Annotated in this window: 15 protein-coding genes and 1 tRNA gene; 7 read left to right on the top strand and 9 right to left on the bottom strand. The window is 35.6% G+C overall.

The window, feature by feature from the left end:
- Positions 1-388 precede the first annotated feature (388 nt).
- The 9 genes from WMO14_RS12070 to dnaA form a co-directional block, all read right to left on the bottom strand.
- Positions 389-476 (bottom strand) — tRNA-Ser (locus tag WMO14_RS12070).
- A 105-nt stretch (positions 477-581) separates the two neighbouring features.
- Positions 582-1,145, bottom strand: a complete 564-nt coding sequence (locus tag WMO14_RS12075; RefSeq protein ID WP_082421671.1) for a Fe-S-containing hydro-lyase — start codon at positions 1,143-1,145, stop codon at positions 582-584.
- Between the two features lie 129 nt (positions 1,146-1,274).
- Positions 1,275-2,117, bottom strand: a complete 843-nt coding sequence (locus tag WMO14_RS12080) for a fumarate hydratase (RefSeq protein WP_022501172.1) — start codon at positions 2,115-2,117, stop codon at positions 1,275-1,277.
- Positions 2,118-2,253: 136 nt separating this feature from the next.
- Positions 2,254-4,848, bottom strand: a complete 2,595-nt coding sequence (gyrA, locus tag WMO14_RS12085; protein ID WP_116444302.1) for a DNA gyrase subunit A — start codon at positions 4,846-4,848, stop codon at positions 2,254-2,256.
- 45 nt (positions 4,849-4,893) lie between these two features.
- Positions 4,894-6,816, bottom strand: coding sequence for a DNA topoisomerase (ATP-hydrolyzing) subunit B (gene gyrB, locus WMO14_RS12090; RefSeq protein WP_055177331.1), 1,923 nt, complete (start codon positions 6,814-6,816; stop codon positions 4,894-4,896).
- A 1-nt stretch (position 6,817) separates the two neighbouring features.
- A complete protein-coding gene (gene recF / locus WMO14_RS12095) occupies positions 6,818-7,936 on the bottom strand; it encodes a DNA replication/repair protein RecF (RefSeq protein WP_022501175.1) in 1,119 nt (372 codons plus the stop codon).
- A 17-nt stretch (positions 7,937-7,953) separates the two neighbouring features.
- A complete protein-coding gene (locus tag WMO14_RS12100; protein ID WP_022501176.1) occupies positions 7,954-8,172 on the bottom strand; it encodes an RNA-binding S4 domain-containing protein in 219 nt (72 codons plus the stop codon).
- A gap of 27 nt (positions 8,173-8,199) precedes the next feature.
- Complete coding sequence (gene dnaN, locus WMO14_RS12105) at positions 8,200-9,303, bottom strand: DNA polymerase III subunit beta (RefSeq protein ID WP_055307002.1); 1,104 nt, start codon at positions 9,301-9,303, stop codon at positions 8,200-8,202.
- A gap of 361 nt (positions 9,304-9,664) precedes the next feature.
- Positions 9,665-11,017, bottom strand: a complete 1,353-nt coding sequence (dnaA, locus tag WMO14_RS12110) for a chromosomal replication initiator protein DnaA (RefSeq protein ID WP_022501178.1) — start codon at positions 11,015-11,017, stop codon at positions 9,665-9,667.
- 439 nt (positions 11,018-11,456) lie between these two features.
- On the opposite strand from dnaA, the gene rpmH reads away from it, so the two are divergent.
- The 7 genes from rpmH to mnmG all read left to right on the top strand — a co-directional run bounded on the left by rpmH (position 11,457) and on the right by mnmG (position 18,237).
- Complete coding sequence (rpmH, locus tag WMO14_RS12115) at positions 11,457-11,591, top strand: 50S ribosomal protein L34 (protein WP_022203928.1); 135 nt, start codon at positions 11,457-11,459, stop codon at positions 11,589-11,591.
- 164 nt (positions 11,592-11,755) lie between these two features.
- Complete coding sequence (gene rnpA / locus WMO14_RS12120; RefSeq protein WP_349153907.1) at positions 11,756-12,097, top strand: ribonuclease P protein component; 342 nt, start codon at positions 11,756-11,758, stop codon at positions 12,095-12,097.
- 6 nt (positions 12,098-12,103) lie between these two features.
- A complete protein-coding gene (gene yidD / locus WMO14_RS12125; RefSeq protein WP_055177337.1) occupies positions 12,104-12,349 on the top strand; it encodes a membrane protein insertion efficiency factor YidD in 246 nt (81 codons plus the stop codon).
- A gap of 17 nt (positions 12,350-12,366) precedes the next feature.
- On the top strand, positions 12,367-13,602 hold the full coding sequence (locus tag WMO14_RS12130; protein WP_318295700.1) for a YidC/Oxa1 family membrane protein insertase: 1,236 nt from the start codon (positions 12,367-12,369) through the stop codon (positions 13,600-13,602).
- A gap of 65 nt (positions 13,603-13,667) precedes the next feature.
- The gene (gene jag, locus WMO14_RS12135; RefSeq protein WP_055177343.1) at positions 13,668-14,615 is read left to right on the top strand and encodes an RNA-binding cell elongation regulator Jag/EloR; all 948 of its coding nucleotides are present in this window, start codon (positions 13,668-13,670) and stop codon (positions 14,613-14,615) included.
- A 237-nt stretch (positions 14,616-14,852) separates the two neighbouring features.
- Positions 14,853-16,226 (top strand): tRNA uridine-5-carboxymethylaminomethyl(34) synthesis GTPase MnmE, encoded by a 1,374-nt coding sequence (mnmE, locus tag WMO14_RS12140; protein ID WP_116444301.1) that lies wholly within the window; start codon positions 14,853-14,855, stop codon positions 16,224-16,226.
- Positions 16,227-16,350: 124 nt separating this feature from the next.
- Positions 16,351-18,237 (top strand): tRNA uridine-5-carboxymethylaminomethyl(34) synthesis enzyme MnmG, encoded by a 1,887-nt coding sequence (mnmG, locus tag WMO14_RS12145; RefSeq protein ID WP_022501184.1) that lies wholly within the window; start codon positions 16,351-16,353, stop codon positions 18,235-18,237.
- The last annotated feature ends 16 nt before the right edge of the window (positions 18,238-18,253 follow it).

Genomic DNA, 18,253 nt, shown 5'->3' on the forward strand with positions numbered 1-18,253 from the left:
GTCTTTCTGTTCAGTTATCAAAGTTCATTGCTTTCAAACTCAGTATTTATCTGTGTTTGAGAAGCTTTTGTGTCGCTCATCTCTCGTGGCGACTTGATTATAATATCACTTGTTATTTACTTTGTCAACACTTTTTTACATTTTTTTGAATTTTATTTTAAATTGTTGTAAAAATAATTTAAAACTCACTCATTCTTCATATCAATGCTCTGATTGCAAACAATCAAGTCCATCAAAAACATTCAATAAAGATAATGTAAACTGCATTAACGCTTCTGGTTAAATATTAACCCTGCGAAGCTTTAAGTAAATAACTTTTCATAACCAGCTTAAGAAATTCCATAGAAAAAGCTCGCAACCATATGGTTGTGAGCTTGATCCTGCCAAGCGGAGAAAGAGGGATTTGAACCCTCGCGCCGGTTGCCCGACCTACACCCTTAGCAGGGGCGCCTCTTCAGCCTCTTGAGTATTTCTCCAGATTCCATATATAAACGATTATGAAATTATGCTTTGACGTACTCACGCGTCAATCGCATAGCTGATTATAGCAGAGCATATTATTGTTGTCAATACATTTTTTATTATTCTTTTCTATATTCTTTAATTGCTGTTTCATATAAGTTATTACCTTCGCTGTCTATTACTACGACAACAGGGAAATTCTCAACCTCCAGTTCTCTTATTGCCTCTGTTCCAAGGTCATCATATGCAATAACTGTTGATTTCTTAATACATTTGGAAAGGATAGCACCCGCTCCGCCAACTGCCGCAAAGTATACTGCCCCATTTCTTACAATTGCATCTATTACTGCCTTGCTTCTTTTGCCTTTGCCTATCATTCCCTTAAGTCCAAGGTCTAAAAGGTCTGGTGCATATTTATCCATACGACTTGCAGTTGTTGGACCTGCTGAACCTATTGGTCTTTGTTCTCTGGCTGGTGATGGTCCCATATAATATATTATGTTATTCTTCATATCTATTGGAAGCTGCTCTTTTCTTTCAAGAGCCTCTGCCATTCTCTTATGAGCTGCATCTCTTGCTGTATAGATAGTTCCTGTTATATATACATAATCTCCCGATTTAAGACTTCTTGCATCTTCATCACTTATTGGTGCATTAATATATTTATCCATATTAATCCTCATTTCTGTTATATTAGTCTTTATATACGATGTAAGGCTCACAATGTCAAAATATGTCTATGCCTGCATAAAATAATACTTCTACCTTTTAGATGTGCCTTACATCTATTATATATATTGTTATATAAGCTATTATATTACCCTATGTGCGTGTCTGTTTACGTGACAGCACATATTAACTGCTACTGGAAGACCAGCTATATGTGTTGGGTATGTTTCTATATTTATGGCAAGTGCTGTCTGTGTGCCGCCAAGTCCACCCGGTCCTATTCCTAACTTGTTAATCTTTTCAAGCATTTCCTTCTCAAGTTCATTGACATATGGTACTGGTGAAGGTTCTTCTACATTTCTTGTAAGTGCTTTCTTTGCAAGAAGTGCACACTGTTCAAATGTACCACCAATTCCAACTCCTACTACCATAGGAGGACAAGCGTTAGGACCTGCATCTTTTACTGCTGTTAATATAGCTTCCTTAACACCTTCTATTCCGTCAGCAGGCTTTAACATAAATACCCTGCTCATATTCTCACTTCCAAAGCCCTTAGGTGCAACAGTAATATCCACCTTATCACCTTCTACAATATTGTAATGAATAACTGCCGGTGTGTTGTCTTTGGTATTCTCTCTTATAATAGGGTCTGATACTACTGACTTTCTTAAATATCCGTCAACATATCCCTGACGTACCCCTTCGTTAATGGCATCTGTTATATTACCATTAGTAAAATGTACTTCCTGTCCGACATTTATAAATATAACTGCCATCCCTGTATCCTGACATATAGGAATCATATCATTACCTGCTATATCAAGATTCTCGTTGAGCTGGTTAAGAACCTTCTTTCCTAATGGTGATTCTTCTGTGGCAACTGCATTTTTAAATACCTTTTTCATATCATCTGTCAAAAAATGATTGGCTTCTATACACATTTCTTTAATGTTCTGTGTGATTATATCCACATTTAACTCTCTCATATCCACATTCTCCTCTTAATAATTGGTCTGAATAGGCAAAAGCCACCAATTGTAATTGTATACAACTGATGGCTCTTAATTATAATTAATATTATTTATAACTATATTATTTATAATTATATTATTTATAATTATATTATTGCTGCTGGTCTTTTTCTGCCGCGTCTAGTAATCTGTCAATTGATTTATCCTGTATGTCCACAGCATCTTCTTGTGTATCTGTTGCAATATTTTCTTCAGAATAACCATTTTCATCACTGGCTTCACTGCCATTCTCATCAGATGGGTTCTTTCTTACTTTGGAAACTGTAGCAACTTTTACACCCTCATCAAGATTAATAAGCTTAACTCCTGATGTTATTCTTCCTAATGTAGATATATCCCTGCATGCAAGTCTGATTATAATTCCCTCAGTTGTAATAAGCATTACTTCTCTTGTATCGTCTACAGCCTTAGCACCTATAACATTACCTGTCTTTTCTGTTATCTTGTAACATTTAACACCTTTGCCACCACGATGCTGTACTGCATACTCATTAATATCAGTCTTCTTACCCATACCATTCTCAGATACGATAAGCATAGTATTACCCTGATTATTAAGCTGTACTCCTACCACTTCATCTGTATCCATAAGATTCATACCTATGACACCCATAGCTGACCTTCCTGTAGGTCTTACGTCTGTTGCCTTAAATCTTATGCACATACCAAGTTTAGTTACCATCATAACTTCTGTTGTATCATCAGTAAGTTTAACTTCAATAAGCTCATCATCATCTCTTAAAGTCATTGCCTGAATTCCATTCTTTCTTATGTTGGCAAATTCTTTGCAAGGTGTCTTCTTAACTATACCATTTTTAGTCGCCATAAACAGATAATCGTCATCTTTGATGTCTTCTATCTTAACTGGAACGACTGCTGTTATAGTTTCGCCCGGTGCAAGCTGTAACAGGTTGATTATAGCTGTTCCTCTGGATGTTCTTCCTGCTTCTGGGATTTCATAAGCCTTTAACTTATATGCTCGTCCTGTATTAGTGAAAAATGTAAGTACATAGTGTGATGTTGTCATAAACAAATCTTCAATGTAATCTTCTTCAAGTGTCTGCATACCTTTAATTCCCTTGCCGCCTCTGTGCTGGCTCTTGAAATTATCCGGTGTCATTCTCTTTACATATCCCATATTAGTACGTGCAATAACACAAGGCTCATCTGGTATAAGATCCTCCATAGAAATATCATACTCATCAAATCCTATAGATGTTCTTCTGTCATCTCCGTATTTGTCTGCTATTATTGATATCTCTGTCTTAATAACTGTAAGAAGCTTATTCTTATCAGCAAGGATTGCCTTATACTCATCAATCTTCTTCTGTAATTCAGCAAGTTCTGCTTCTATCTTGCTTCTTTCCAGACCTGTCAGGGCACGGAGTCTCATATCTACGATAGCCTGTGACTGTGCCTCTGTGAGATTGAACTCTTTCATCAGGCTTTCCCTGGCTGTCTGGACATTTTCCGAACCTCTGATTATTGAGATTACCCTGTCGATATTATCAAGTGCAATTATTAAACCTTCTAATATGTGAGCTCTCTCCTCAGCTTTGTTAAGGTCGTATTTTGTTCTTCTTGTAACAACATCTTCCTGATGCATAAGGTAATATTTAAGCATCTCGTAAAGATTAAGCACCTTAGGCTGGTTATCTACCAGGGCAAGCATAATAACGCCAAATGTATCCTGAAGCTGTGTATGCTTATATAACTGATTAAGAATAATATTAGGATTAACATCTCTTCTTAACTCTATAGCTATTCTCATACCCTCTCTGTCTGACTCATCTCTTAAATCTGTAATTCCGTCAATTCTCTTATCTCTTACAAGCTCAGCAATCTTCTCAATAAGTCTTGCCTTATTAACCATATATGGAAGTTCTGTAACAACAATTCTGTTCTTTCCATTAGTCATAGGCTCAATGTTAGTAACCGCTCTTACCTTAATCTTGGCTCTTCCTGTTCTGTAAGCTTCCTCTATTGCTGTCTTTCCTATAATTGTTCCGCCAGTAGGAAAATCAGGACCTTTGACAATCTCTAATATCTCCTCTAGCGAAGTATCTCTGTTATTCTCTATCTTATTATCAATTATCTTAACTACTGCACCTATTACTTCCCTTAAGTTATGTGGTGGAATATTAGTAGCCATACCAACAGCTATACCTGATGTTCCATTAACTAAAAGGTTAGGATATCTTGATGGAAGAACTGTAGGTTCTTTCTCTGTTTCATCAAAGTTAGGTATAAAATCTACTGTGTCTTTGTTAAGATCTGCTGTCATCTCCATAGAAATTCTGCTAAGTCTAGCTTCTGTATATCGCATCGCAGCAGCTCCATCTCCATCGACAGAACCAAAGTTACCGTGTCCATCAACAAGTGGATATCTTGTATTAAAATCCTGAGCAAGCTTTACAAGGGCTTCATATATTGATGAATCACCGTGTGGGTGGTATTTACCCATTGTATCACCTACGATACGGGCACACTTTCTATGTGGCTTATCAGGACCATTGTTAAGTTCAACCATAGAATACAATATTCTTCTCTGAACCGGCTTAAGACCATCTCTTACATCAGGCAATGCTCTTGAAGCTATAACGCTCATCGCATAGTCTATGTAATAATCTTTCATAGTCTTTTGCATATCTACTTCCTGAACTTTATCAAAGATATGTTCATCCATTAATATATTTCCTTTCTTTAACACATATAGTAAATATTATTCTGCCTAAATATCGAGATTTTTAACATATTTGGCATTAGTTTCTATAAATTCTCGTCTTGGTTCTACCTTATCACCCATAAGTGTTGAGAATGTAACATCAAGGTCTGCCTCGTCATCCTCTTTCATATCTACTCTTAATAATATTCTCTTATGAGGATCCATAGTTGTATCCCAGAGCTGTTCAGCATCCATTTCACCTAATCCCTTGTAACGCTGAACCTTGTTGTTCTGGTCACGTCCGATTTCAAGCATAATATTATTAAGTTCTTCATCACTGTAGGCATACCATACCTTCTTGTTCTTCTCAACCTTGTAAAGTGGTGGCTGTGCAAGGTATACATGTCCCTGTCTTATAAGCTCAGGCATAAATCTGTAGAAGAATGTAAGAAGCAGTGTTGCGATATGAGCACCATCAACATCGGCATCTGTCATAATAATAATCTTATGATATCTTAATTTGCTTATATCAAAATCTTCGTGTATGCCTGTACCAAAGGCTGTTATCATAGCCTTTATCTCTTCGTTGCCTAATATTCTGTCAAGTCTTGCCTTCTCAACATTTAAAATCTTACCTCTAAGTGGAAGGATTGCCTGTGTTGCACGGCTTCTTGCTGTCTTAGCTGAACCACCGGCTGAATCACCCTCAACGATGTATATCTCGCAGTTCTCAGGGTTCTTATCTGTACAATCTGCAAGCTTTCCTGGAAGTGATGTACTCTCAAGTGCTGTCTTTCTTCTTGTAAGATCTCTTGCTTTTCTTGCAGCCTCTCTTGCTCTTTGTGCAAGAAGTGACTTCTCACATATAGACTTGGCTACTGATGGATTCTGCTCTAAGAATATGCCAAGCTGTTCTGAAACAATGCTGTCAACGGCACTTCTTGCTATAGTATTACCAAGCTTCTGCTTAGTCTGTCCTTCAAACTGAGGGTCTTCAATCTTGACACTTACAATTGCTGTAAGTCCCTCTCTTATATCATCACCTGAAAGGCTCTGGTCGCTGTCTTTTAATATCTTATTCTTTCTTGCATAATCGTTGAAAGTCTTAGTCATAGCATTTCTAAAACCAGCAAGATGTGTACCACCCTCAGGTGTCTTTATATTATTAACAAATGTGTCTACAACCTCGTTAAAGCCGTCATTATGCTGGAATGCTACTTCTACCTGTACGTTATCCTTAACACCCTCACAGTATATAACCTGACTATAGAGAGGCTCTTTGCTCTTGTTGATATACTCAACAAATTCCTTGATACCACCCTCATAATGGAAAGTTTCTTCCTGTTCAATACCTTCTCTTAAGTCAGTAAGAACAATCTTAATTCCTTTAGTTAGGAATGCCATCTCTCTTAATCTGTGCTTTAACACATCGTATTCAAATATTGTTGTTTCCTGAAAGATTTCTTTATCAGGTAAAAATGTAACCTTTGTTCCTGTCTGCTCTGCTGGACAATCACCGACAACTCTTAAATCAAAGCATACATTGCCTCTTTCATAGCGCTGTTCATATATATGTCCATTTCTCTTAACTTCAACTTCCATCCATTCTGACAATGCGTTAACTACTGATGCACCAACACCGTGAAGACCACCAGATACCTTGTATCCTCCACCACCGAACTTACCACCGGCGTGAAGCATAGTGTATACAACTTCAATGGCAGGCTTTCCTGTTTCGTGGTTGATATCTACAGGTACTCCTCTACCATTATCTGTAACCGTTATTGAATTGTCTTTATTAATAAATACCTTAATAACATTACAGTATCCTGCAAGTGCCTCATCTACCGCATTATCTACTATTTCATAAACAAGATGGTGTAATCCTCTTGCAGATGTACTTCCTATGTACATACCAGGTCTTTTTCTAACGGCTTCAAGACCCTTTAATATCTGAATCTGATCTCCACCATAATTCTGCTCTGCCATATTACCTCATTTCTGCAGCCTCATCGCCGCACATTATGTGACTTACTGTTCCATTAGTTACTTTAAATACTTTATTAATATTAATTCTATTATTAATAAATTCGTCCAATCCTGTACAGGTGACTATTGTCTGTATATCTCCTATGCTGTTAAGCAGAAAATTCTGCCTGTTACTGTCAAGCTCAGACAATACATCATCTAACAGTAATATAGGTTTGTCCTTAATAATCTTCTTGACAAGCTCTATCTCTGATAACTTAAGTGATAAAGCTGCTGTACGCTGTTGTCCCTGAGAACCGTATTTCCTGACATCTTTTCCGTTAATGTTAAATACAAGGTCATCTTTGTGCGGCCCTGCACAGGAACATTTATACTTAATATCCTTCTTGCGATACTCTGATAAAGCACTGCCTAATTCATCTTCATTGACAAATGGCACATACTCTACAACAAGCTTTTCACTTCCACCTGTAAGCTTTGAATGTATTTCGCTAATAATAAGATTAAGTTCCCTTATGAACTTTTTTCTGCCTTCTATGATACATTTACCGTATCGCTCAAACTGCATATCCCATATATCAAGTGAGCTTATCATCTCCTCTGACGGATTAAATGCCAGTTCTTTTAATAATTTATTTCGCTGTCCAAGTACTTTATTAAAATTAACAAGATTACTAAGATATATTTTGTTAAGCTGGCTTAACTCCATATCCATAAAACGTCTTCTCTGCGAAGGTCCGTCTTTAATAATGTTAAGATCCTCTGGCGAAAAAAGCACAACATTAATTATACCAAATAAATCAACAGCTTTCTTTATAGGTATTCCATTAACAGCTATACCTTTTGGCTTATTGCTCTTTAAGTGCATATCAATACGATAACTTATATCATTCTTAATTACATTAGCTTTAATATGTGACTCAGACTCTCCGAATTTGACTATATCTTTATCTTTGCTTCCCCTGTGTGACTTAGAAGTCGCACAGAAATATATAGATTCTAAAATATTAGTCTTACCCTGTGCGTTATCGCCATATATAATATTGACATTTTTATCAAAATTCATATTCAAAATATCATAATTACGGTAATTTTTTAAATCAAGAGACTCTATTATCACAATTACACCTGCTGTTATTAATTATTTTTAATTAGAAGCTTATTGCCCTCAAATTCTACTATTTCGCCGCCAACAAGCTTTTTGCCTCTCTGTGTCTCGACCTTTCCGTTCACTTTAACAAGTCCGTCCTGAATGACTATCTTGGCTTCAACTCCAGACTCAACAAAGCCTGCGGCTTTAATTGCCTGTCCTAATTTGATGAATTCATCACCATTTCTGATTGTTATTTCTTCCATAATACGCTCCATTTCTAATATTTACCATTAAGCTGTAAAGTTTACTGGAAGTATTAAATATATATAAGACTGTTCTTTATCTCTTATAAAGCAAGGTGCTTTAGGATTAACAAGATAAATATCAACTGTTTCATCATCAATAACTCTTAAAGCATCTAAGAGGAACTTAGGATTAAATCCAATCATTAGATCCTTACCCTCTTTCTCAATATCAATATCTTCGTTAAGAGTACCGATTGCTGAATTAACATTAACCTCTAATGAGCCATCTGTAATATTAATGATAATAGGCTTCTTCTCGCCCTCCTTAATAAGAAGATTAGCTCTGTCTATTGAATCAATAAATTCTTTCTTATTGATAACGACCTTAGTACCATAATCGCTTGAAAGCATCTGGTTAATCTTAAAATATTCTCCTTCAATAAGACGTGATACAACAGTTGTATTATCGAATTCAAATAAAATGTGGTTATTAGTAAAGTATACATTTACCATATTTTCTGCATCAGTAGATAATATCTTACTAATTTCCTGTAAAGTCTTGCCAGGAACAACTACTTTAACGTCATCTGCACGTCCTTCAAGATTGAAGTTTCTAATAGCGATACGGTGTCCATCAAGACCTACAACTTTAAGTACATTATCAGATACTTCAAAAAGTTCACCTGTCATCATCTTGTTGTTGTCGTTAGGTGCAGTAGAGAAAATAGTCTGATTAATTACTTCTCTTAAATTAAACTGGGAAATAGTTATCATTTTATCTTTCTCTATGATAGGTAAATAAGAAAAATCATCTCCGGATTTACCGGCAATATTAAATTTACTCTTCTCACAGGTAATTAAAGATGTGTAATTAGCATCTGTAGTAATAGTAATCTCACTATCTGGAAGTTTTCTTACGATTTCAGAAAATAGCTTAGCATCAATAGCAACTTTACCTTTTTCTATAATCTCGCCTTCAACGATAGTTTCTATACCAAGTTCCATATCGTTACCAGTAAATTTAATAACGTTAGTAGTAGCATCAATAAGAATACATTCAAGAATGTTCATAGTTGTTCTTGTAGGAACGGCTTTCATTACAATACCAACTGCCTTATTCAAATCACTCTTAGAAAATACAAGTTTCATAATTGTTCAAAACTCCTTTCGGTGCCGTAAAGTTAATAACAGGCACATATATAAATATATATAATTCAGTAGTAGTTATAGTAGGGGCTGTGAATATGTTAAAAAGTCATACAAACCCAGTAAATATCAGCATTACACCATAGGATAACCAAGTTATTAGTAACTGTATTGCGTGTTAAAAACAATAAAAAAATGTTGATAAAAAATAAAATGAAAAATTCAAAAAAAAGTTATTAAATTTAATCAACATAAAAAGCACAGGCTATAAACAACATATCAATAATAATATGTGGATAAATCCACAATATGTTGATAACCATGTGGATAACTATGCAAATACAGGTGTACAACTGTTAATAACTCATGAAGGATTTATCTTTTTAATGATAATATCTATGGTATTGCGCATAGAATCATTCTTGACAACTTCCTGAGCTATCTTTTCAGCTCCGTGGATAACTGTTGTATGGTCACGGTTACCGAGAGCCTTACCAACTGCCTGAAGTGGAGCTGTGGTCATCTGACGGCACAGATACATAGCAATCTGGCGTGGATGAACAATGTCAGCTGTACGCTTAGATGATAAAAGGTCATCATATTTGACATTAAAATGGTCTGCAACCGTCTGGATAATAAGTTCAGGGGTTATCTCCTTTTTCGCATCAGGTGAGATAAGATCCTTTAATGTCTGTTCTGCAAATTCCACAGTTATAGGCGTATGTGAAAGCTTAGAAAATGCTGAAAGCTTAGTTAATGCACCTTCAAGCTCCCTGATACTTGACTTGATATGGGTAGCTACATAATCAGAAACTTCATATGGAATATCAAGTCCTGAAATCTCTGCTTTCCTATTAATAATAGCCATCTTAGTTTCATATGTAGGGATCTGTATATCGACCGGAAGTCCCATTTCAAATCGTGTTCTTAATCTTTCGGAGAGAGTTTCCATTTCCTTAGGTGGCTTATCAGAAGATATAACAATCTGCTTGCCGTCCTGATAAAGGGAATTAAAAGTATGGAAGAACTCCTCCTGAGTAGATTCCTTACCTATAATGAACTGTATATCATCAATAAGAAGAACATCTATATTACGGTAACGGTTTCTGAATGCAGCATTGCCTTTTTCTGCATTCTCTTTATTACGGATTGCATCAATAAGTTCGTTAGTAAATGTTTCACTTGTTACATACAACACCTTCTTGGAAGGATTGTTTTCTATTATAAAATGTGCTATTGCCTGCATAAGATGCGTCTTACCAAGTCCAACACCTCCATATATAAACAGAGGGTTATATACTTCCCCCGGTGATTCAGCAACAGCTAAAGACGCCGCATGGGCAAGGTTATTGTTATTACCTACTACGAATGTTTCAAATGTGTAGTTAGGATTAAGATTAAGAGAAATATTCTTATTAGGAGAACTCTCCTGTGCTGTCTTTTTAGCAGTTTCTTCATTTAAAGTATCTTCTGAAATAATTCTTAATTTATAATCTTTTTTCATAATCTCACTAATGGTTACTTCGAGAAATTTAAGATACCTTTTTTCAACATAGTTAGCAGACATCTGTGTGTCTGAAAGAAGAGTTATTTCATTATCACTGACTGAAATAACCTGAAGCGGCTTAATAAATGTTGTAAAAGAAAGGTTCTGTATATCACATTCGTTCTTAAAGGTGTTAAGAATTAAATCCCAGTTATTAATAATTTCGTTCATATTATTCGCCTTTCTGGCAGTATTAGAATGATTACAACATTCCTTTATAATCATAAAGCATTTAAGTGTTTTTTTCAACAGAATTGTGGATAACTTTTAAAAAATAAGGTATTGTAAACATGCTGTGTATAAGTTTATGCAGTTGAAAAATGTCGAAAATACGCAATTTGTCAAGAAAATTATAGAGTTAACCACAATATCCATGAGAGTTATGCACAAGTTTTGCACAATATGTTGATAACTCGGTATAAGCTGTTGATATCTGTGTATAAATCCACATGATTAAAAAAACGTCAAAAAAAGTTATGTTTTGCTTGACTTTGCTATATATTGCGAATATAATTAGAACGATGTTTTAAAAAAAAGTGCTTAAGCACATTGAAACTTGAAGAATATTCTTACCATATATAATAATGGTAGTGAAGGAGGTGCATAGATTATGAAGATGACATTTCAGCCTAAGACAAGACAGAGATCTAAGGTTCACGGTTTTAGATCAAGAATGAGTACTCCAGGTGGAAGAAAAGTTTTAGCAGCAAGAAGAGCAAAGGGAAGAAAGAGACTTTCAGCTTAATTGATTTTACAGCAGATGAGTACGTCAGTATTCATCTGCTTTTTTCTTTATTATTATATTTATTGTAAATGAATTGCTTAAATGAGTTATTTATTAGAAATAATTCATTTATTGAAGATTAACCAGAATTTAATTTAAACAAATAATTATATGGTGGAGTGTTTATGAAGTACAAAGATTTTGAAACATTGAAGAAAAATGAAGATTTTAAAAAGGTATACAACAAAAGAAACTCTTACGCAAACAGAGAGTTAATTATGTATATCAGCAAGAACGGAACGGATACGAAAAGACTCGGTGTATCTGTGAGCAAGAAAGTCGGGAATAGTATTGTCCGACACAGACTGGCCAGATTAGTAAGAGAAGCCTTCAGGCTTAACACTAATCATATACTTGATGGCATAGATGTAGTAGTTGTTGTCAAGGCTGGTCTTAAAGACAAGGGTTATACAGAAACTTGTAAATCAATGATTCATCTTTTAAAGCTTCATAATATGTATAGGTAGATTATAATGGGAAAGAAGATAGTTATTAAACTTATTAGATTTTATCAACTGGTGCTGTCGCCATATAAAGGAAGAAGTTACTGTAATTATGTTCCTTCGTGTTCCCAGTATGCAGTAGAAGCTATAGATATGTATGGAGTTATATTAGGTGGATGGTTGGCATTTAAAAGAATATTAAGATGTAATCCTTTTCATAAGGGAGGATTTGATCCTGTACCTATTGGTAAATATAAAAGAAAAAGATTACATTAATAACCAGGAGGTTCGATTTGTTTAATGCAATTATTATGCCAATAGCTAAGGTGTTAGGTTATATATTTAACCTTTTATTTGAAGCTTTGAGCTTTTTACACATTGGAAATGTAGCTGTTGCAATCGTATTATTTACAATTATTGTTAAGCTTTGTATGCTTCCACTTAGTATTAAACAGCAGAAGCTTACTAAGCTTAATGCAGTAATGAGTCCGGAAATTAAGGCAATTAATGCCAAATATAAGGACAAAAGAGATGATCAGAATGCAATGATGAAGATGCAGGAAGAGACTAAGGCTGTATATGAGAAGTATGGCGTTTCACAGATGGGTGGATGCGTACAGATGCTTATACAGATGCCTATCCTTTTGGCATTATACCAGGTATTCAGATTTATCCCTCTTTATATTTCACAGTTAAAGAACTTATTTATAGCATTTCTTAAAGATAACGGCGGTATTATGGCTTTTGATGGTTATGCAGATACTATGAAGCAGTTCGGTGAGAATATAGACTGGACTAATGTTGATACAGCAATCACAGAGATTAATAAGTTCAGTGCTGATAAGTGGGAAGCTTTAAGAAATGCTTTCCCTGCATTTAGCGATACAATAGCTAACAGCCACTCAAGTCTTGAACATATGAATACATTTTTGGGTATTAATATGTCACAGGAACCAGGATTTGGATTTACACTTGCAATCCTTATACCTATCCTTGCTGGTGTAACACAGTTCATAAGTGTAAAGGTTGCTCAGTCTGGACAGAATACAGAAGTTGATGACGATAACCCAATGGCAGCATCAATGAAGATGACAATGTACATTATGCCATTGATGTCAGCATTTATCGCAATTTCAGTACCAGCAGGTCTTGGTCTTTACTGGATAGCTACAGCAGTTGTTCAGACAATTATTACTGTATTTATCAATCGTTACTATGACAAGCTTGGTGCGGACGAGATTGTAAAACGTAATGTAGAAAAGCGTAATAAGAAGCGTGCGAAGAAGGGTCTTCCACCAGAAAAGATAGCTAAAAATGCTACAACAAGCACTAAGAATATGTCTGCCAGCAGAGAAAAGGCTGTAAAGTCTTTAGAGCAGATTAAGGCTGAGAATGAAAAGAAGGTTCAGGAAATAAAAGAATCATCTAAGTATTATAAGACAGCTAAGCCAGGAAGCCTTGCAGAAAAGGCTGGAATGGTTGCCAAGTATAATGAGAAGAATACTAAGAATGGCGGCAAGAAGAATTAGTGTATACAGAGCAGATTAAAAAAGTAACAGACAATATTTTATAATTAGATAGTGAGGGTAAAACAATGGAATATATTGAAGTTACAGGTAGGACAATAGATGACGCACTTACTAATGCGTGTCTTAAGCTTGAAACAACAAGCGATAACATTGAATATGAAGTTATTGAAAAAGGAAGCAACGGTTTATTCGGTATTTTTAATTCAAAGCCAACAAAGATTAAGGCAAGAGTTAAGGCTGGTGTAGGTTCAGTAGATGATGAATTTAGCAAGTTAGAAGCTAAAGAAAAGAAGTCAATTGATGACACAATCAAGAGTGAGATTAAGGCCGAATCTAAGAAAGAAGTTGTTAAAGAGACAGAAAAGGCTGTTAAGAAAGAAACAGCTCCTAAGGCAGATAATTCAAAGGTAAGTGCAACACAGGCAGTTAATGCCAGTGAAGAAGATTTAGAAGAAAAAGCTAACAACAATGAACCAAGACCAGTATTATCTAATGAAGAAATCGAATCAAGAATAAGAACATTTCTTGGTGATATGTTCAGTGCAATGGATATTCCGGTTGAAGTAAAGATAACATTCGATACAGAAGAAGAATGTGTCAATGTTGAACTTATTGGCGAGAATATGGGACTTCTTATCGGTAAGAGAGGACAGACACTTGACTCAATCCAGTATCTTACAAGTCTTGTACTTAACAAGGGTAAAGAAAAGTATGTAAGAATTAAGGTTGATACAGAGAATTACAGACAGAGAAGAAAAGATACTCTTGAATCACTTGCAAAGAATATTGCATACAAGGTTAAGAGAAGCAGACGCTCAGTTGCACTTGAGCCAATGAACCCATATGAGAGAAGAATAATTCACTCAGCATTACAGGGTGATAAGTTCGTATCTACAAAGAGTGAAGGTGAAGAACCATTCAGACACGTCGTTGTATATCTTGACAGAGAGAAGGCTGGCAATAACAGATATTCAGAGCACAGATACTCAGATAACAATAGATATTCAAGATAATATGTTTTAATTTAAAGATTGCTGTGGTATTATTACAACAGCAATCTTTATTATTTAATAGGAAATTCCAATAGAATTTCCTATTAAATAATAGGCACTATGTGCCAGTGATGCGCACTCGCGTGAAGCTGTAGTTTGTCGCAAGCGACAGCACTCGGCGCGCAAAGAGTCACAAAGTGACTCTTTGTTCTTAAATAGCAGGAAATTATTACGATAATTTAGAAGGGAATATGTAGTATGGAGCAGACAATAGCGGCAATATCGACAAGTACAATGTCTAGTGGCGGAATAAGCATAGTAAGAATAAGCGGAGAAAATGCAATAAGTGTTGCAGATACAATATTTGAAGCTAAGAATAATAAAAAGTTATCAAAAGCAGACAGCCACACAATTCACTATGGCGTGATAAAAGATGGTGATGAGGTGATTGATGAGGTGCTTGTATCAGTAATGAAAGCTCCTAATACATATACAAGAGAAGATGTGATAGAGATTAACTGTCACGGAGGAATACTTGTAACAAGAAAAGTATTAGATACAGTGTTAAAGAATGGTGCAAGACCTGCTGAGCCTGGTGAGTTTACTAAGAGGGCATTTCTTAATGGACGCATTGATTTATCTCAGGCGGAAGCGGTTATAGATATTATTAATGCAAGAAATGATTATGCACTTAAATCATCAGTTAATCAATTAGGCGGAAGATTATCAGAGAAAATCACAGCTATCAGGGAAGTAATACTTGATAATGTAGCATTTATTGAGTCTGCATTAGATGATCCAGAACATTTTGATATTAATGATAATGTTGATAAAATGACAAAAGATGTGGATAACTGTGTGGATAAGGTTGATAAATTGTTGAAAACTTCCGACAATGGCCGTATTATGCGGGATGGAATAAGGACAGTAATATTGGGGAAAACTAACGCGGGTAAGTCAAGCCTTTTAAATGCGCTTGCGAAAGAGGAACGTGCGATAGTTACAGATATAGAGGGAACAACAAGAGATGTTCTTGAAGAACAGATTAATCTGTCAGGAATTACGCTTAATCTTATTGATACAGCGGGAATAAGAAAGACAGATGATTATGTGGAGAATATAGGTGTTAATAAAGCTAAGAAATATGCCTCAGAGGCAGATTTGATTATATTTGTCATAGATGCTTCAAGACCACTGGATAATAATGATTACGAGATTATGGACCTTATTATGAATAAAAAGGTACTTGTATTATTGAATAAATCGGATATACAGGCGGTTGTCACCAAAGAAGATATATTGAAGCATTTGTCGTGTAATGTAATATCAGTATCAGCTAAAGAAGAAACTGGTATTGACGATCTGGAAAATGAAATTAAAAATATGTTCTTTAACGGCGAGATAGAAACTAACGAAGAAATATATATAACTAACCTCAGACATAAAAATCTTTTAAGAGAGGCGTTAGAAAGCCTTAAGCTTGTTAAAGGTGGAATAGAGGCAGGAGTAAGCGAAGATTTTTTAACTATTGATATGATGAATGCTTATGAGAAGCTTGGTCTTATCATTGGTGAGGAAGTCGAGGACGACCTTGCAGACAGGATATTCGAGAAGTTCTGTATGGGTAAATAGTGTCAGGTTGTATAAAGTGTAATTGATTATATAAAGTATATTTAATTATATTAAAGATATTGATAAATATATATGTAAAGTTATTAAAGAAATGTAGTAAAAGTTACATAGAAAGGTTAAGGTTATGCCTAATATTAAAGAAACTTATGATGTAATAGTTGTTGGTGCGGGACACGCAGGATGCGAGGCAGCTCTTGCAAGTGCCAGACTTGGACTTGAAACAATTATATTTACTGTCAGTGTTGAGAGCATTGCAATGATGCCTTGTAATCCTAATATTGGAGGAAGTTCTAAAGGACATCTTGTAAGGGAGATAGACGCTCTCGGTGGTGAGATGGGTAAGAATATAGATGCAACATTTATTCAGTCAAAAATGCTTAATGCCTCAAAAGGCCCGGCAGTTCACTCATTGAGGGCACAGGCAGATAAGTCTGATTACAGCAGGCGGATGAGATGCGTGCTTGAGAATACAGATCATCTTCATATAAAGCAGGCAGAGGTGTCTGAGATAATAGTTGAGGACGGTGTTATAAAGGGCGTTAAGACTGTGTCGGGTGCTGTATATGAGGCTGAATCGGTTGTATTATGTACAGGTGTATATCTTAAGGCAAGGTGTATATACGGCGATGTAAGCTACCATACAGGTCCTAATGGACTTCAGGCGGCTAATCATTTAACAGATTCACTTATTAAAAATGGAATTGAGATAAGAAGATTTAAGACAGGTACACCAGCAAGAGTTGATAAGCGTTCAGTTGATTTTAGTAAGATGACAGAGCAATTTGGTGATAAGAGAGTAGTTCCATTTTCATTTGAAACAGACCCTGAGTCAGTTCAGAAGGAGCAGGTAAGCTGCTGGCTTACTTACACTAATGAGGATACACATAAGATAATAAAGGATAATATTGACCGTTCACCTCTCTATTCAGGAGATATACAGGGAACAGGTCCTAGATACTGTCCATCTATTGAAGACAAGGTAGTAAGATTTGCTGATAAGGACAGACATCAGGTATTCATTGAGCCAGAAGGCTTATACACTAATGAAATGTATCTTGGCGGAATGAGCAGTTCAATGCCAGAGGACGTCCAGTATGCAATGTATAGAACCGTACCGGGGCTTGAAAATGTAAGAATTGTCCGTAATGCTTATGCTATTGAATATGATTGTATAAGTGCAATACAGCTCAAATCTTCACTTGAATTCAAGAAGATTAAAGGTTTATTTGCAGGTGGACAGTTTAATGGAAGTTCAGGTTATGAGGAAGCTGCAGCACAGGGGATAATAGCGGGTATTAATGCAGCACTATATGTTAAGGGAAAAGAACCTCTTATACTTGACCGTTCAGAAAGTTATATAGGTGTGCTTATAGATGACCTTGTAACTAAGGAATCATTTGAGCCATACAGAATGATGACTTCAAGAGCAGAATACAGGCTTTTATTAAGACAGGACAATGCTGATATAAGACTTAGCAAATATGGTTATGAAGTCGGACTTATATCTAAGGAAAGATATGACAAGCTTCAGTTAAAGATTAAGCTTATAGACGAGGAAATTGAGAGAGTAAAGGCTGTTAATATAGGAACCAGCAGTAATGTTCAGGACCTTTTAAGAGAAAATGGAAGCACTGAGCTTTTAACAGGTGTTACTCTTGCAGAATTAATTAAAAGACCGGAGCTTTCTTATGAAGTGCTTGCACCAATTGATAAAGACCGTACAGAGCTTCCTTGGGATGTTAAGGAGCAGGTTAATATTAATCTTAAGTATGAAGGTTATATAAGCCGTCAGATGCGTCAGGTAGAGCATTTTAAGAAGCTTGAGAAGAAGATAATACCAGACGGGCTTGATTATTATGCAATCAATGGATTAAGAAAAGAAGCTATGCAGAAGCTTGATAAGTTCAATCCAAGGTCAATAGGACAGGCATCAAGAATATCTGGTGTATCACCAGCAGATATATCGGTGCTTCTTGTGTATCTGGAGAGCTATAGAAGAAATAATAATTAATATAAAATATATTATA

The sequence above is a fragment of the Lachnospira rogosae (ex Hitch et al. 2025) genome (genome assembly GCF_040096455.1).
Classification (GTDB): domain Bacteria; phylum Bacillota; class Clostridia; order Lachnospirales; family Lachnospiraceae; genus Lachnospira; species Lachnospira rogosae.

Bases quoted from the DNA above. Each gene is read 5' to 3' on its own strand.
- WMO14_RS12075 (WP_082421671.1), bottom strand. From the start codon at position 1,145: ATGAGGATTAATATGGATAAATATATTAATGCACCAATAAGTGATGAA.
- WMO14_RS12080 (WP_022501172.1), bottom strand. From the start codon at position 2,117: ATGAGAGAGTTAAATGTGGATATAATCACACAGAACATTAAAGAAATG.
- gyrA (WP_116444302.1), bottom strand. From the start codon at position 4,848: ATGGATGAACATATCTTTGATAAAGTTCAGGAAGTAGATATGCAAAAG.
- gyrB (WP_055177331.1), bottom strand. From the start codon at position 6,816: ATGGCAGAGCAGAATTATGGTGGAGATCAGATTCAGATATTAAAGGGT.
- WMO14_RS12100 (WP_022501176.1), bottom strand. From the start codon at position 8,172: ATGGAAGAAATAACAATCAGAAATGGTGATGAATTCATCAAATTAGGA.
- dnaN (WP_055307002.1), bottom strand. From the start codon at position 9,303: ATGAAACTTGTATTTTCTAAGAGTGATTTGAATAAGGCAGTTGGTATT.
- dnaA (WP_022501178.1), bottom strand. From the start codon at position 11,017: ATGAACGAAATTATTAATAACTGGGATTTAATTCTTAACACCTTTAAG.
- rpmH (WP_022203928.1), top strand. From the start codon at position 11,457: ATGAAGATGACATTTCAGCCTAAGACAAGACAGAGATCTAAGGTTCAC.
- rnpA (WP_349153907.1), top strand. From the start codon at position 11,756: ATGAAGTACAAAGATTTTGAAACATTGAAGAAAAATGAAGATTTTAAA.
- yidD (WP_055177337.1), top strand. From the start codon at position 12,104: ATGGGAAAGAAGATAGTTATTAAACTTATTAGATTTTATCAACTGGTG.
- jag (WP_055177343.1), top strand. From the start codon at position 13,668: ATGGAATATATTGAAGTTACAGGTAGGACAATAGATGACGCACTTACT.
- mnmE (WP_116444301.1), top strand. From the start codon at position 14,853: ATGGAGCAGACAATAGCGGCAATATCGACAAGTACAATGTCTAGTGGC.
- mnmG (WP_022501184.1), top strand. From the start codon at position 16,351: ATGCCTAATATTAAAGAAACTTATGATGTAATAGTTGTTGGTGCGGGA.